The following is a 15,942-nucleotide window of genomic DNA, read 5'->3' as shown; positions in this document are numbered from 1 at the left end:
GCATTGCGCGCGACAAATTGAAAAAACGGATACTTCCCCAAACCCTGTGGGAGCGAGCCTGCTCGCGAAAGCTTTTTTTCAGTTTGAATATAATCGGCTGACACGCCGCTTTCATGAGCAGGCTCGCTGCCACAGGGATCTTCAATACATTCAAGCAGGATTGATGGACCGATCACGCACCCCACGGCCCATTCGCGCAGGCATTTTGTTGCGCGCCAAAACTGTCATATTCCCTCCCACTCGCCTGCCCATAGTGACCAGCCCAACGCTGATTTCATGAGGCTGCACTGTGTTCCAACGTCTTCTGTGTTCGCTGTCCGTTCTGAGCCTGTCCATCGCTGCTGCCCACGCGGCCGAGCCTGTCACCCTCGACACGCCGCGCTTGTCCGGCATCGACAACTTTCGCGACATCGCCGGCATCACCACCGCGTACTCCACCGCCCACGACGGCGTTATGCGCAGCGGCGTGTTCTACCGCTCCAACGCATTGACGCCGTCGGCGGCGGATCTGGCGACACTCAATGGCCTCGGCATCAAAGCCATTTACGACTTGCGCACGCCCAGCGAAATCGCCGCGACGCCCGACACGATGATCACGGGCGCGGCCTACCGCAATATCGACATCATCGGCAGCACCACCTCGGGTGCGGACATCACCAATATCTCGTTCCACAGCGCCGCCGAAGCGGTGGCAATGATGGAGGAAACCAACCGCGCTTTCGTCAGCGATGCCGGCATGCGCGGGCAGTTCGGCCAGTTGTTCAATGAGCTGGCCAGTGTCGACGCCGCGCAGCTGTTCCACTGCACCGCCGGCAAGGACCGCACCGGCTGGACCGCCGCCGTGTTGCAGAGCATCGCTGGCGTCGATGAGGCGACGATCATGGCCAATTATCTGGCGACCAACGACTACACCGCAGCCCGTGTCGCCGCGACCTTGAAAGCGCTGCCGCCGAGCATGGCCGCTGTCTACGAGCCGCTGCTCGGCGTTCAGGCCAGTTACTTGCAGGCCGGTCTCGACCAGGTCGCCGCCGAGTACGGCAGCATGGACAACTACCTCAAGCAGGGCCTCGGTCTGTCCCAGGAAACCATTTACGTATTGCGCGGCAAACTGGTCGAGTACAACAGCTTGCCGGGGCAGGCCGGGCTGATAGGCAATGCCGCCGCTGGTGCCGAGTTGCTGCGGCAGTTGCAGAACTCCGAGCTGTCCGGCACCTACAGCGCCTACAACTACTACCTGCAATCGGCGATCGACGCCGGCACTCTGGGCGGTGTCGAATCTCAAGTTGGCGGACAGGTCCACGCTGATGCGACCAGCTACCTGCTGCGGCAGAACGCGATGATCGAACAAGCCGCCGCACCGTTCGCCAGTGGCAGCGATCTGAAGATCGGCCAATACCGCCTCTGGAGTACCGCGCTCGCCAGCTACGTCGGCACCGACGGCTCAGCCCACGCCGATAGCAGCAACGAGCACAGCCAAGGCCTGATGCTCGGCATCACCCAGCGCTTCAACGAACAACTCAGCGCACGCGGCGGCTTTGGCTACAGCAAGGGCCGCGTGGGCGGCGCGGGTGGCGAGGCCGATACGGACTTCACCTTCCTCAACCTCGGTGCGCGGTACGGCCTCACCAGCCTCGAGCGCGGCATGTTTGTCGATGCCAACGCCAGCGCCGGTTACGTCGACTACGACAGCAAACGCGAGCTCGGCGGTGGTCTTGGCACTGCCAAGGGCGACACTCACGGCAATCTCACTGGCGCGACCCTGGCGCTGGGTTATCGCGCACCGCTCAACGGCGTGATTCTCGAGCCGAGCCTGGGCTTTCGCGTCAGTCATCTCGACTTGCAAGGTTTCAAAGAGAAGGGCAGTGAGCTGGCGCTCGACGTCGATGGCATCAAGCAGACCCGCCGCAGCGCGGTAGCCAATCTCGACGTGTCATTTGCCCCAGTGGCCATGGGTGCGTGGCAGTTGGTCCCGGGCGTTCGCGTGGGCTATGAACGTGCGCTCGGCAATCAGCAAGTCGACAGCGAAGGCCAGCTGCTGGGGCTGGATATCGAGCAGCGCGCGGCGTTCGACAACCGCGACCAGTTCAGCGGCGGCGTTAATCTGATGGCCAACCTCGGTGCCCTGAGTGTGGGCGCTGAGGTCGGCGCCAACGGTGGCGGTGACAGCCATGGTTTCAATGGCGGACTCAAGGCCAGTTACGCGTTTTGAACACAGCGAGCCCGGCAAATTGCCGGGCTCTTGCGCTCAAGCATGCTGCGCACGCGAAGGTTGCTGTGTGCGTGCCGGCTGTGCGCTGGGTTCGGGCAGCGAGGCGACATGCACGGTGCGCGCCGGGAAGGCGAACGTCGCGTCCAGCTCGGCCACCGCTTCCATGATTGCCAGATTGATGCGTTGCTGCACGTCCATGTAGACGTTGTAGCTGGCGTCCAGAACGATATATACCGTCTCGAATTCCAGCGCGCTCTCACCAAAACTGCGGAAATGGCAGCGGTCGAAGCGTGCCTGTTTTTCGTTCTTGATGATGCTTTCAACGCGTTGAGTGATCTGGCGGATCTGTTCGCTGGTGCACTCGTAAGTCAGACGAAACTCGAACACCACTCGGCGTTCCTGCAAGCGTTTGTAGTTCTGAATGGTGCTGCCGATCATGTCGGCGTTGGCCATGACAATCTGCTCACCGCCGAGACTGCGGATGCGCGTGGTCTTCAGGCCGACGTGCTCGACCGTACCGGCCAGCGTGCCGACGACGATGAAATCGCCCACCTCAAACGGTTTGTCGACGGCAATCGACAGCGAGGCGAACACGTCGCCGAGAATGTTCTGTACCGCCAGCGCCACCGCGATACCGCCGACACCCAGGCTGGCGACGAATGCAGTGATGTTGACGCCCAGGTTCGACAGCATCGCCAGCAGAATCACCGCCCACAGCAACACCTTGACGCCCCACAGGCTCAGGGTCGCCAGGGCGCTCGCCTGAAAAGTGCCGGTCGCGTTATGCCGCGAGAAATACCGATGCAACCCCAGCGCCAGCGCGCGGTTGGTCCACAGGCCGACCTGCAACGCCGCCACCACGAACCATAAACTGCTGACCCGCCCGAGCCAGCGCTCCGGCAAATCCAGCAACCCGATGCCGACCAGAATCGACGCCAACAGCAGCAACGTGGTGCTGGTCGCCGCCAGCACTTCGCTGGCCATGTAGGTCAGGTGCCCATTGCCGGCACTGGCCCGGGCCTGCACCTTGCGGAAAACGAAGCGGATCGCTGTGGTGGTCAGCAGATAACTGAGTATCGCGGCGAGGAACGCCAGGACCCAGTTCGCCAGTGAAACTCCTAAAATCGTGTGAGCCGTGAAAAAGCCGATGAAATCCTCGGTCATGGAAACCCCCTTGCGAAGCCTGCACCGACGCGCGCAGAAACGCACCGTCGGTCGCAGCCAGGTAAACGCCGCTTGAATCGGCGATGCCGTCAAACGACCTGTCTGGGGTTAGTCGCCCTGAGATTCCTGCTGTTCAATCAAATGCAGGTTTCGCCGGACCGAATGGTCAACGCCTGGCCTTCAACTCCGCTGGGCTTACGCCGTAAGCGCTTTGAAAATACTGACAAAAGCGCCCGACATTGCTGAAGCCGAAACGCAACGCCACCTCCGTCACAGAGCCTGCATGCCCTCGCGCCAACGCCTCATAGGCGCGCTGCAAACGCACCTGCCGCTGATAAGCGACGATCGACATCCCGACAAAACGTCGAAAGCCTTCCTGCAAGGCGCGCTGGCTGACATGGCTCAACCGCGCCAGATCCACGCCACTGACCAACTGCTGCGGATGCGCCTGAATAAACTCCATCGCCACCTTCACATGTCGCGGCGCCACACACGGCGCCGGGCCCCGTAAAGCCTCGGTGAAATTGTGCGGCCACGCCTCCAGCACCGCATCGATCAACATCTCGCGCAACCGTGACGGCATCAGCGTGCCGCTGTTGATCAAGGCATCGAACTCAGTGCCCGTGGCCAGATCGATCAACGCCTTGAGGCCCTGAAATGCCGGGGTATTCAGATCCACGCTTGGCTCAAACACGATCTTCTGCACGACCGGTTTCTCCAGCAGCGCCGACAACCGCTCGGTGAGCTGCAGACGATTGATCGAAATGCCGTGATGCGCGTGATCGTCAACAAAACGCATCGAACGGATATCCGCCTTGTCGATCGCCAGACCGACATGCTCCATGCCTATGGACTCGGTGGCGTGGTTGAAAACGATCTTGCCGGCGGTGGGGATGACGAAGGTGATTTCGTTCTGCGGGTCGGGAAGGGTGACGCTGAAATCGCCGTGGTAATGCATACGCCGAAAACTCACCCCGTCGTGCCGCCCGTAGACCCCGCCGATGATGATGTTGGAAGGTGGCGGCGGAGTCTCGGCGTAGCGGTTGCCGAAGAGCCTGGAGAACAGGGCGCCGAAGTCGGAAGAGGTGAGGTTGTCGGAGCGCAGGATGATCTTTTGGCGGAGTGGGGAGGTGGCGGTGATGGGCGGCATTTTGGAATGCGGGCTCTTGGGGCGACGGGGGGATGGGAAGATTAGTGAATTGGCGTGACTGTCTGGTGACAAGGCTTTGGAGCATCGTTTGCTTTCGACTTCAGCGGTCATTTCTGATGGCTCGCTATGGGCGGAAATCGCCAATTGGGCGCCAGCACTACATCGTTAAGTTGAATGGTGTGAGTTCGCAAAATTAAATGGCGGCGACGCTACCAAACTAAATCGAATTGTGTCCGATTGCTTTACAGTTTGGGGATGGATAGGTGGGAGTGCTATTGGCTTTATAGTAATCGAATATATTGTCGATCCGTTCCGTGTCTAATATAAGTCCGGTACTTCTATAGCGCTTCAATAAGCGAAAGGGTGATAGTTATGAAAAAGCTCCTTTTTTGTGCGGTTGCCGTTCTATTTATGATTGGCTGCGCTTCGTCCGGTAATCAAGCTGCACTCGACGCCCATGCGGACGCACCGGCGACCGCAAAGCAGCTAACGGGCAGCGAAATAAAAACTACGGTCATAGGCCGAAAACATTCCAGCGTAACTTCCACTGGCTATCCTTTTTCTCAAGTATTAAGCGCTGACGGAACTGCACAGATTCAGATTTCCAGCGAGTCCATGCAGTCAGGAAGTTGGGTGATTACGGGGGATGTGATCTGCGTTGCCTATCAAAAATACGGCAAGGAATGCAGCAGGGTTTTAACAGACGGGGGCGCGATTTGGTTTGTTGACAGTACGACGAATAAAACCAACAACAAATTTACCGTTAATTAAATAAGAGGCTATATGGGCGTCCAAAGCCTGATTGCCGCTTGTTGCTAAAAGAAGACTTTCCCGCTTCGACTCGCCGCGGCGTGCACGCCTGTGCATTTTGGCTGATTGCTATTGATCGTAAGCAAACTGATCAATCAACCACAAGCGAGGAATACGCGTATCGGGCCGCAACAAAGCGCCAGGAGCAATCACAGCGTTTGCGCCAATCTTGCAGCCGTCGCCCACCAGCGCTCCGAACTTGCTGACGCCTGTGTCGATCACCTGATCTTCATGGCGGATCCTGATATCAGCCCCGTCCAGTTCGTTCCGGTAGTTGGCGATGATCGCGCCGGCTTCAATATTGACCGCTTCACCAATCAATGAGTCGCCGACGAAGTTGAAGTGGGCAAGCTTGCTGCCATCGAGCATGAAGGTACTTTTCAGCTCACTGCTGGGGCCAATGATGCAGTTTCTGCCCAGGTAAACGCCTCCACGGAGGTAAGCGCCCGCCGCGACGAAACAGCCTTCGCCGATGATGATTGCGCCTTTGAGAACGGCGCCTTGCTCAACGATGGCGGTTTCATGAATCGCACAATTGTTGTGGCGCCGGTATCCCGGGCCGAGCGTTTCAAGCAATTTCAGAATCCGGCTCTCGCAACCCTGAACCACTGACCAAGGGGCAGCGGAGTCCACGCCCAGTAATGGCCATTGAGCGATGTAATCTTCGATTTTTGGCGATTTCATAAGAGTCTCCCGAATAAGTGAGAGTGGGGCGTGGGTGGACTGTCGACGACTTGAACGACTCGCTATGCCTGCCAGTCGTACCTGTACAAGCATTTTCAAGGTACGGCGCAATGGATAAGACAATTACCGTAGATCAACTGGCAACCACTGATCTTGGATCAATCAACGAGATATGGCTCGGCGGGACCCATACCCAGTTATGCCTATGGCGTGCTGAACAAGTCTTCACCCACGAAATGCTCAGCGAGGGAACCCATGATCAGAATGTCCGACGCCTGTGCTTGCAGCTGGTGGATCCCGACGATCGTGACGCAGTGGCCCGTGTTGAGGCGGTAGCGCGCGAACGGCTGGAAGAAATGGGCAAGCAGGGCGAGTTTTACCCGGCCGAGGAGGCGGACACTCGTCAATAGCCGCTCTGCAGCTGATGTAAAGCGCTGCTGCTAAAGCAGCGCCTCAAGCGTGCTCTTCAACCCTGCGCACATCCCCCAACGAATCACGCTGCATCGATTGCAAGTTCTTTTCGATGGTTTCGCACAGCGCTTCCATTTGAATCTGGTGTTCGCTGTGGCGGAACGGGCTTTGCAGATCGGTGCCGATGCGCTCGATGGCCAGCAGCATGAACCCGACCACAGTCGACGCCAGCGGCGTGAACCAGCCTAGGGATTCCACCAGTCCTATCGGTACGATCAGGCAGAACAGCGAAATGAACAGCCGCGGAAAATACACATAAGGGTAGGGCAGCGGGGTATTGGCGATTCGCTCCATCCCGCCCTGACTGTTGGACAGATCCACCAGGGTCGACTCAAGCCGCGCCAGGCGAATACTGTCCAGATGCCCGGCCTTGTATTCGCGAGCGAGCAGAGTTGCCGAGCCGGTGAGGATATCGTTGGCAAAGTTATTGGTTGTGCCACTGCGGGCGAATTCTTCGGCGGGAATAAACGCCCGTACCTCGTCGGGACACGGCTGACCTTGCAGGTGCGCGGCAAGACAATTCACATAAGCAACATGGCGGCGCAACATCGTGGATTTGACCGGGTTAACCTCGCCACCAGCGTCGTCCAGCAGCGTCAGCACCTGCCGGGCGAAGCTGCGGGAATTGTTGATCATCGACCCCCACAGCGTCCGTGCTTCCCACCAGCGGTTGTAAGCGCTGCTGTTGCGAAAACTGATCAACACGATCAACGCCGAACCGAGCAAGGTCAGCGGCATCAACGGCAGGTTCAGCTTGGCGTTGAGAAACAGCATGAAGTCGACGGTGACGGCGATGTCCCAGAGCAGCAACCAGAACAAAGACCAGCCCACGTAACCCAGGGTCTTGATGATCAGACGGTATTTTTTGACGATGGCAGCTTTCAAACGGAAACCTCGTGGCGAGCAGTTTGCTTAAACGCTTAAGCTCGGACGATGCCTTGCACCCGCAGTTCCCTGGTGGGGCGGTCAGCCGTCAGTCAGTCTGTAAAGTCTGGCCCTGTGCATGGCGAATGCTTTCGAGAAATATCCTCGTCTCTCGATTCGACCGCGTTACGCTGGGTTTTGCCGCGCTCCCGCCACACTGGCTCGGCGGTCCGCCCGTTCGCCGAGCCGCCATCCCAGCAGACCCCACAGCAGTGCACACAACGCGCCGACCAGCGCCGCCACGCCTGCACCTTGGCTGAGGGCGTCCAGCGCGCTTTTTGCCCAGGCACTGATGGCGTCGCCGGCGCGGTAGACCACGGTGTCGATGAAGTTCTTCGCCTTGTACTTGCTTTCGGCATCGAGCGGGGCGAACAGCATCTCCCGGCCTGGGCGCACGAAGGCGTACTCACCGATGCGGCGCACGATCATCAGCGCGGCGATCAGGCCAAAGCTGGGCGCGAAGATCAGTCCGATAAACCCCGCACACATGACCAGCGGCACCATGGCCAACAGCACGCCGACGCCGAGCTTTTGGGCGAGGCGTCCGGTGATGAACAGCTGACAGAGCAGGGCGCCCGCCTGCACGACAAAGTCGATGATGCCGAACACGCGCACCTGCGCCTCGCGGTCCGGGAAGTGTTCGGCGACGACGCGTGCCTGCTCGAAGTAAAGGAAGGTGGAGACTGTCGCCAGCAGCACCACAAAGCCGCAGATGCCGAGCAGGTAGGGTGATTTCAAAACCGCCGTCATACCGCTGAACGGATTGCCCGGCAACGGCCTGCGAGGGCTTTCGCTCGGCGCGGCATCGGGGCGTCCTGCGCCACCCCGTTCACGCCAGCGCATCAACTGGCGCTTGAACCACATCGCAGCGGCCAGCAGAACAGCGGCCAGCAGCATCAGGCCGGACTCACCCAGCGGACCGATCAGCAAGGCGCTCAGCGCAGGGCCACTCAGGCCGCCGACGCTGGCGCCCGCCGCGATGAACGCGAACAGACGTTTGGCCTGGGCACTGTCGAATACATCGGCCATCAGGCTCCAGGCGACCGATACGACAAACAGGTTGTAGACCGATATCCACACGTAAAACACGCGCGCCAGCCAAGGGCTTTCCTCGCCCAGGAACAAGGCGGCGAACAACAGCAGGTTGGTGCAGAAGAATCCGTATACCCAGTCGACGAAATGCAGGCGCGGCACGCGTGCGCTGAGCCAGGCGAACAGCGGAACGGCCGCCAGCATGACCAGGAAGGTCGCGGTGAACAGCCACTGCAAGTTCTCGACGCCGGCAGTGATGCCCATCGATTCGCGGATCGGACGGAGCATGAAATAGCCGGCGAACAGGCAAACGAATAGCAGAAAACCGTTGAGCGCAGGGCGCAGCTCGTGAGCCTCGGCATTGATGATGGCGCCGGCGCGGTGGGCGAGAAGAGACATATCCATGTTGCGCTCCTGTGGGAGTGGCGGGGCAATGGCACGGAGCCTGCCCGTGCCGGGCGGTCAGCGGTAGGTGACGCCGGTCAGTCGCTCGGAGAGTTGCCACAGTGTGGCCGAATTCGAGCGATCGGCAGCGGCCGGCGGCATCTTGGCGAAGCCCAGCGGCCCGCGCTTTTCGTTATCACCGGTAGGGCCGTAGTAGGCGCCGCCAACCGCCTCCAGCGCCGTCGCCGCATACAGCGTGGGCAGCGCGCCCTGCGCTGCGGAATGATACATGTCCCGCTCTACCGCCCATTGTTTGCCGAATTGACTGTCCAGGCCAGGCCCACGGGCGATCAGCTCGGTCACGGCAACGCCGGGGTGCGCGGCGATGCTGCGTATCCCCCAACCGGCGGCATCGCTGCGCTGCTGCAGCTCAATACTCCACTTTAGAACCGCCAGTTTCGATTGGCTGTAGCTGGCGAAAGGGTCGTAATCGCGCTCAGCCTGCAGGTCATCGAAGTTCAGGCTTGCGCGCCCGGCGGCGATGCTCGACAGGCTGACCACCCGACCATCGTCGCTTTTGCGTAGCAGCGGCATCAACAGGCCGGTCAAGGCGAAATGCCCCAGGTAATTGGTCGCCAGTTGCATCTCGTAGCCGTCGGCCGAAACGCCTCGAACAGGCGGCGACATGATCGCGGCATTGTTGATCAGCACGTCCAGCCTCGGCAGGCGCCCTTGCAGACGGTTGGCGAGGTCGCGCACCGATTGCAGATTGGCAAGGTCCAGCGTTTCGAATTGCACGCGCGCCTCGGGCACGGCTTGCTTGATCTTCGTGATCGCTTCGCGGCCGCGCTCGGCGTTGCGTGCGGCGATGATCACCTCGGCACCGGCGCGCGTCAGGGCCAGCGCGTCTTCATAGCCCATGCCGCTGGTCCCTCCGGTCACCAGCACAATGCGGCCTTTCTGGCTGGGCATATCGTGGGTTGACCAGTCCGGCTTCGGCTCCGTTCGGGGAGTCGCCTGGGCAGCCAGCGTGCCGGCCAGCGCGGAAATGGCGAACAGCATTCGGGCGGCCTTGAGGAGGCGTTGGGTCGCGGTATTGCTCGGCGTAGCGGGTGAATGGCTCATCGGGGGATTCTCATTCGCGTGACAGGTCCCGGTTGGCGGGGGCGAGTGAGCAGTATCGGTGTACGAATGCGCGAGGATAAGTCGGGCATTGGTGGATGGCCCGTACGGTATGGCGTACAGTCAGCCGCTTGCAGAGGAAGCGTCCATGCGTAAACCAAACCTTACCGATGTGTCGATATTTGCTGCGGTGGTCGAGGCGGGAGGATTTCGTGCTGCGGCGCAGAAGCGCGGTTTGTCCGCCTCGTCGTTGAGCGACTGCATGCGCCGGCTGGAAAGCGACCTGGGCGTGCGCCTGCTCAATCGAACCACGCGTAGCGTCACGCCGACGGCAGCCGGCGAACGATTGCTCGAGCGCCTGCGCCCGGCCTTGCAAGAAATCGACGCCGCTTTCAACGATCTCGACGACGACGCTCAGCGCCCGGTCGGCACGCTCAAGCTCAATGTGCCAGTGCCGGTGGCACGCTTTCTGTTGCCCGACCTGCTGGCGCGTTTTCTGCGCCTTTATCCAGGGATCAGTGTCGAAATCGTCATGGACAACACCTTTGTCGACGTCAACGCTGGCGGGTATGACGCCGGCGTGCGCTATGAAGAAAGCCTGGCCAAGGACATGATCGCCGTGCCCATCGGCCCGCGTCGCCAACGCTTCGTTGCAGCGGCCGCCCCGGGCTATCTGGCTGAACGCGGTACGCCCACTCACCCCGAAGAACTGCCGGGCCATGACCTGCTTGGCCATCGGTTCGAGAGTGGCAAAGTCGGCGTATTCGAGTTCCATCGAGACGGCCGTATCGTGCGTATCCCGCCTCAGGGGCAACTGCTGACGTCGTCGCACGATCTGAAAATTCGCTCGGCCATCAACGGACTGGGCATCGTCTATACCTTCGAGGACTTCCTGCGCGAGCCGCTCTCCGATGGTCGACTGGTGCCGATTCTCGAGGACTGGTGGCAGGTCTTCGACGGTCCGTTTCTGTATTACCACGGCCGACGCCACATGCCTTCGCCGCTGAGGGCGTTTGTGGATTTTTTGCGGGGGGAAGGGGAGATTGCGGAGAGTGCAGGTGTATTCGGCGCTGTTTCGTGAGGCTAATGCATGGTCTGCCAGCAGGGCGCGCATGGCGACGGGCAGCAATCGGCCAAAAGCAGACTGTTGCGCAGGGTGCCCTAGCAGGTCTGTATTGAGGCTTAGAAGTGTCAACGAAACCCGGGGCGTTTCAGCATTATCGAACGCACCTTGGAAAGTATTGATCAGCGCTATAATGGCTTGTGGCTATTAATTTAACTGCTATGATGCCGTTTCTTGTCAAGGCATGATCAGCTCAGGCGTGTAGCGCACCAATGAAAAAAGAACACTTTAATTTGATGCTTAATATAATCAGAAGTCAGCCATGGCTGGAAGGAAAGATTGATGAGCTTGAACATGTTCTTTTTTCTGATTGTCAGTGCGATACATCAAGACAGCTTATCTCTGACGTAATAAATAGATTTCTTTATATAAATAGAGAAGATAACTATCGACTTATAGATAGCCTCGCCAGCGAAATAGTTGCCAAGTATTATGGTCGGGAAGCTAGTACGCTAATAACTGCGATGGGTACCGGCTCCGCAACTGACAGCTCGCAACTTGTAGCCTACACTCTAAAGCCGATTATGGAGAAAAAAAAGTGGCGACATCATGCGATAATTAATGATTTTGGAGATGTATACAAACAATACAAAAAAACCAAACACAACCAAATAGTGCTAATCGATGAGTTTGTTGGCTCGGGGCAAACCGTTTTAGGTAGAGTTGCGTCAATCCATAGGCAGTTAACAAATGCTGGGGTCGTGGATTATTCTATTGCGGTGAAAGTATTAGTCTCTACTGAGTTTGGTCTGGGGAATGTGACTGCCGCTGGTATCGATATGACTGCGCAAAGGCTTGTCAAAAAGGGCATTGATGACTATTACCCATCAGTAGAGGCTGCTCGGCATCGCGATTTAATGCGACTTGTTGAGGGAAATCTTTCCACTGAGTATGAAGGCAGAGCAATGCCGAGCCTCGGTTATAATGAGGCCCAAGCAACATACTGCCGAGAGGATGGAAACGCCCCCAATAGTGTTTTTCCTATTTTCTGGTGGGCTTTCAATAGTGATGGCGAAGATAGACATGTATTAATGACTAGGGCTATGGGGGATGCATGAATTTTAGTCCTGAAGTGCAACGCGATCTCATACTTGCCGATGTTAAGTTGTTATACATTATTTTGGCGTCGTCAGGCGGATTGGAACCGTTCACTATTTATCGTAGGAGTAGGTTTTCGCTAAAGTTTTTTCTTGAAAGGTATGCTCGACTTCTAAAGTTAAACTTGATTGTCGAAAATTTAGGTGTGGCGCGCTTGTCAGTGGCAGGCGAGATAAATGCTAAAGCAGCATTACCTAGATTGGTTTCAATAAAAAAAGAATGGCGCGAAGCACCTCCGGATTTTTTACGTCCGAAGCTTTTGGATGATTACTACATACCTAACGTGGACCTTTTAAACAAAAAACGCTTTCAACCGAAATAGGAATGCAGTATCATCTCGCGGCCTGCAGAGGCTAGTACGTTGGAGTGTAGTCGCTCCCCGGGTAAGGTTCCCGATAACCAAGTTGTAGTGACTTCAGCGATGAAGCGCACTGAAGTCACTACACTTACAAAACGCTTCGCGTTTTGACGTTGCTCCACCCATCCGCAATTTCGCTGCGCGAAATTACAGATGGGTAAAACAAAGTCAAAAGCCAAGCTGCTAAAGTAAAGAAGGTAGCCTCTGCAGGTTTTCTTATGAATGAAACTCTTATAAAACAATGGCTTGCACACTTCAGAAAAAGAGGGGTGTCGGGACCGCTTGTTGATGTCTATGCAGAATATATTAGGACTCTTGTAGGTAATTCAGTTCCTGTCATTTTTGAGTTTGAACATTTGTCTCGATTGATAGGAATCGATCAGACTCGTTTCCGTGCAATGGTGAATTCAAGCTCTTCTTTTTATAGAACCTTTCATATCAAAAAAAGACTAGGCGGGCTACGTGAAATAAGCAGTCCGTTCCCCTCTTTGCTTATTTGCCAAGATTGGATATATAAAAATATACTATTAAATATACCAGTCCACTCTTGCGTTCACGGATATGTACCTGGTAGATCAATATTCACTAATGCTACCCCGCACTTGAATTCTAAGTGCATATTGAAGATGGATGTAAAAGATTTTTTCCCTTCGATTAAGATTGACTGGGTCGCCAATTTTTTTAACCAGCTAGGATATGCCGATAACGTATCATTCTACTTGGCGGCCTTGTGCTGTAAGGATGGTTGTCTTGTTCAAGGGGCGTCAACCAGCCCTTACTTAACAAATATATTGATGCGTGGGTTGGATCACAGGCTTTATAAGCTCGCTCAAAGTTATAGCATGAAGTACACTCGCTATGCAGATGACTTGACTTTTTCTGGTGAATATATTCCCCATGCAGTTATTGAGGTTGTTGACTCGATAGTGTCCGACTATGGGTTAGAAGTTAATGCTGACAAAACCAGGCTGCAAATAGATAGAAACCAGAAAATTGTCACAGGTCTATCTGTTGCTGGTAAGTCAATAAGTATGCCGAGAAGTTTTAAGCGCGAATTAAAGAAAGAATTGCATTTTATTCAGAAATATGGCTATCAATCCCATTTGTCAAAAAAGAAAATAAGAAAACCTTTTTATATTGACTCTCTTATAGGTAAGGTGAATTTTTGGTTGCAAGCGGAGCCTGCTGATATATATGCAATAAAATCTCTATTTATGCTGCATGAAATACAGAAGGGCAATTCTATTTAGGTCGGCGATTTTACAAGTCTTAGACTTGTTGTTTCTCTAATTGAATAACTCGCTTCTCGTAGATCGCTCATAACCTCAAACCGATGACAGCGTACTTTCCATGTAGGGCAACTGAGGTACGTCTTCTTCAAGGTAATAGACGGTGACTAAGCGGCTGCTTTTGGCCGACTTCCGCCTTTCGTGCCAGACAGGTGGAAGTCGGTCAGATAAAGCGTTCGACAAGGTAGCCATCGACGGATTGCGTTTACTCAATTGCTCTCAACCATTCCAAGCAAGCCTTCAGCAACGGTGCCCTAGCTTCAGTCGATGCACCATCAGCACTGCGCAGAAAATCCTCTTGCTCAAGAATGGCTTCCTCACCTTTTTCCTGAATACCGAATACATCTTCGATACATCCAATAGGCCATACCCATGTAGTTCGGGTCAGAAGTTGGTGATGTACTGCTTCCGCTAATTTGAGGCCTTCAGCGTCCCGTGCAAAAAGCGCCCAGGTATCTGCGGCTCTAAATCCACTAGCATTGACGGGCAGGCCGTTCCCACCCAGCGGTACACCGTGTTCTGCTCCAACTCTGGCCAACACATTTTTCACTTTGGCCATATCCTCACCGTCTTTTGATAACCAAGACTCTGCACCACTTCGAGCGTGTGTGAAAGCAAAATCCAAATCTGCAATTACTCCACAGGTAATACCCATAGCTGAGAGTACCGAAACACCTTTAGGGATGCTGGAGCAACTGCCTAACGCCACAAAACAGATGCGATCAAGTTCTGGCCTCGATCCATACAGCTTTTCGTACACCAATGGCAGCAGACGTTGATCGGTTTTACCTTCACAAAGAATTACTTTCTCAGCGAAGTAAATGTCAGCAACGTTGCCTAACTCGAAAAGAGTCCGCGATTGAGCCTGAGCTTCCTCCATCGCAGCAGTAACAGCTTCGCGTAACTGTGTGCGGACGACAGAGCCATCAACAGGATGCCTACGAACGATGACTGTATCTGGAGCGTTATCCCTGTTAAGCATTAAGGGAGAATGAGTGGTAAATACTACCTGAAAGCCCGCAACTGAAAGTTGCTTAAGCGCTTCTCGAAGCTTGCGGACTCCTTGAGGGTGTAAGAAAAGTTCCGGTTCATCAATTAGCAGCATCCGCCTAGAAATTCCCGGTTCGGTGATTTGGCGCAAATCTGCCAGCAACCGAATCAGCGCCATTTGAATCGCTCGTTGTGCGCCACTTCCTACCTGGTCAAATCGTCGACGATCACCGGACGCTTCGTCGGTAACGTGCAAGTCTCCCGATTTGAAGAATTCTTTTACATCGATTGAGGGGACGTCTAAATCCAAGCGCAATCCTGGAAAGAACTCTCCAAGCGCAGCGGTAGCGTTATTGTCAAAGCCGGCTAATACAGGTGATCTCTGATCGCCATCAACCCTCAAGATACGTCGAACTGCTTCCAATGCTTGTGTGACTTCGATATGTGCTGTGAGGATTGGCGTCATGATTTCATCTAGCAGCCCGCGAATAGTGCTGCCAGCTTTTCCTTTTCCTAGATCCTCCGACACATCGTCCATAGCTTGAATATGAAGAGCTTCCGGAAGCAAAGCAGAAACAACTGATGGCAGTCCCGTCGGGTATACGCGCCAAGTTGTAGGAATGCCATTTGCGTCCTTTTCATCAGGTTGCCAAATTTCCTGAACTGGCTTAGAGGTGCCTGTGCCTGTGGTGCGAATCCATAGCTCTCCGTTAACGCAATAGGGTTCAATAGCTAGGCGATGTCTTGGCTCTGGAATTAACGCGATCAATTCTGGAGTTATTCCAGAAATACAGGCGCTGAGCACTATTGGCAGCGCCGGGTCAGAGGCATCATTTTTTGCGAACGCTTTGGGCGCTAGAACAATTCGGATTGCATCTAGTACTGTGGATTTACCAACGTTATTTTGCCCCACCAGTGGAGTGAAGTTGCCTAGGGATAAAGATACGTTCTTACAGGCCCGAAAGTTTTGAATGTGGATCTGGGTTAATCCATGCATATCGCTTTCTCCTTGTTTCCCTGGCTCTGAAGGCCAGGACTCTGGAGATGAAGCGTAGAACCCTTTTGTCCGATGTGTTTTTAAATACCGTTTTTTTGGATAGCAAAGACTTGTTTGACACTGCAGGGTCAGGTGGG

Annotated in this window: 14 protein-coding genes; 7 read left to right on the top strand and 7 right to left on the bottom strand. The window is 55.6% G+C overall.

Annotation, left to right across the window (positions count from 1 at the left end; translation table 11 throughout):
* The first annotated feature begins 289 nt into the window (after window positions 1–289).
* A complete protein-coding gene (locus AAEZ10_RS19955) occupies window positions 290–2,209 on the top strand; it encodes a tyrosine-protein phosphatase (protein WP_350570650.1) in 1,920 nt (639 codons plus the stop codon).
* Between the two features lie 36 nt (window positions 2,210–2,245).
* Here the strand turns inward: AAEZ10_RS19955 and AAEZ10_RS19950 are convergent, their stop codons facing one another.
* Window positions 2,246–3,373: a mechanosensitive ion channel family protein gene (locus AAEZ10_RS19950; RefSeq protein ID WP_350570648.1), complete on the bottom strand. Its 1,128-nt coding sequence runs from the start codon at window positions 3,371–3,373 to the stop codon at window positions 2,246–2,248.
* Window positions 3,374–3,539: 166 nt separating this feature from the next.
* On the bottom strand, window positions 3,540–4,523 hold the full coding sequence (locus AAEZ10_RS19945) for a helix-turn-helix transcriptional regulator (RefSeq protein WP_122708116.1): 984 nt from the start codon (window positions 4,521–4,523) through the stop codon (window positions 3,540–3,542).
* A gap of 372 nt (window positions 4,524–4,895) precedes the next feature.
* Between AAEZ10_RS19945 and AAEZ10_RS19940 the strand changes: the two genes are divergently transcribed.
* A complete protein-coding gene (locus AAEZ10_RS19940; RefSeq protein ID WP_350570646.1) occupies window positions 4,896–5,294 on the top strand; it encodes a hypothetical protein in 399 nt (132 codons plus the stop codon).
* A 108-nt stretch (window positions 5,295–5,402) separates the two neighbouring features.
* Here the strand turns inward: AAEZ10_RS19940 and AAEZ10_RS19935 are convergent, their stop codons facing one another.
* Window positions 5,403–6,017, bottom strand: a complete 615-nt coding sequence (locus AAEZ10_RS19935; RefSeq protein WP_350570644.1) for a DapH/DapD/GlmU-related protein — start codon at window positions 6,015–6,017, stop codon at window positions 5,403–5,405.
* A 110-nt stretch (window positions 6,018–6,127) separates the two neighbouring features.
* Between AAEZ10_RS19935 and AAEZ10_RS19930 the strand changes: the two genes are divergently transcribed.
* Complete coding sequence (locus AAEZ10_RS19930; protein ID WP_236169219.1) at window positions 6,128–6,427, top strand: hypothetical protein; 300 nt, start codon at window positions 6,128–6,130, stop codon at window positions 6,425–6,427.
* 43 nt (window positions 6,428–6,470) lie between these two features.
* Here the strand turns inward: AAEZ10_RS19930 and AAEZ10_RS19925 are convergent, their stop codons facing one another.
* From AAEZ10_RS19925 to AAEZ10_RS19915, 3 genes are all read right to left on the bottom strand, one after another.
* A complete protein-coding gene (locus tag AAEZ10_RS19925) occupies window positions 6,471–7,373 on the bottom strand; it encodes a bestrophin family protein (RefSeq protein ID WP_350570641.1) in 903 nt (300 codons plus the stop codon).
* A gap of 165 nt (window positions 7,374–7,538) precedes the next feature.
* A complete protein-coding gene (locus tag AAEZ10_RS19920) occupies window positions 7,539–8,849 on the bottom strand; it encodes an NTP/NDP exchange transporter (protein WP_350570639.1) in 1,311 nt (436 codons plus the stop codon).
* Window positions 8,850–8,906: 57 nt separating this feature from the next.
* Entirely contained in the window at window positions 8,907–9,953 is a 1,047-nt protein-coding gene (locus AAEZ10_RS19915) for an SDR family oxidoreductase (RefSeq protein WP_350570637.1), read from the bottom strand.
* Between the two features lie 145 nt (window positions 9,954–10,098).
* On the opposite strand from AAEZ10_RS19915, the gene AAEZ10_RS19910 reads away from it, so the two are divergent.
* From AAEZ10_RS19910 to AAEZ10_RS19895, 4 genes are all read left to right on the top strand, one after another.
* Entirely contained in the window at window positions 10,099–11,031 is a 933-nt protein-coding gene (locus tag AAEZ10_RS19910; RefSeq protein ID WP_350570635.1) for a LysR family transcriptional regulator, read from the top strand.
* A 254-nt stretch (window positions 11,032–11,285) separates the two neighbouring features.
* Window positions 11,286–12,131, top strand: coding sequence for a phosphoribosyltransferase-like protein (locus tag AAEZ10_RS19905; RefSeq protein WP_258606141.1), 846 nt, complete (start codon window positions 11,286–11,288; stop codon window positions 12,129–12,131).
* Window positions 12,128–12,493 carry a hypothetical protein gene (locus AAEZ10_RS19900; protein WP_350570632.1) on the top strand — a complete coding sequence of 122 codons (366 nt, stop codon included), beginning with the start codon at window positions 12,128–12,130 and terminating at the stop codon, window positions 12,491–12,493. The genes AAEZ10_RS19905 and AAEZ10_RS19900 overlap by 4 nt, the downstream gene beginning before the upstream one ends.
* 254 nt (window positions 12,494–12,747) lie before the next feature.
* Window positions 12,748–13,779, top strand: coding sequence for a reverse transcriptase family protein (locus AAEZ10_RS19895; RefSeq protein ID WP_350570630.1), 1,032 nt, complete (start codon window positions 12,748–12,750; stop codon window positions 13,777–13,779).
* A 244-nt stretch (window positions 13,780–14,023) separates the two neighbouring features.
* Here the strand turns inward: AAEZ10_RS19895 and AAEZ10_RS19890 are convergent, their stop codons facing one another.
* Complete coding sequence (locus tag AAEZ10_RS19890; protein ID WP_258606144.1) at window positions 14,024–15,805, bottom strand: ATP-dependent nuclease; 1,782 nt, start codon at window positions 15,803–15,805, stop codon at window positions 14,024–14,026.
* Between the last annotated feature and the right edge of the window lie 137 nt (window positions 15,806–15,942).

Origin of the sequence: Pseudomonas sp. H26/SER47-MNA-CIBAN-0231, from assembly GCF_040310465.1 — a bacterium.
In the GTDB taxonomy this organism is placed as follows: Bacteria; Pseudomonadota; Gammaproteobacteria; order Pseudomonadales; family Pseudomonadaceae; genus Aquipseudomonas; species Aquipseudomonas atacamensis.
This window is presented reverse-complemented; position numbering and strand designations above follow the sequence as displayed.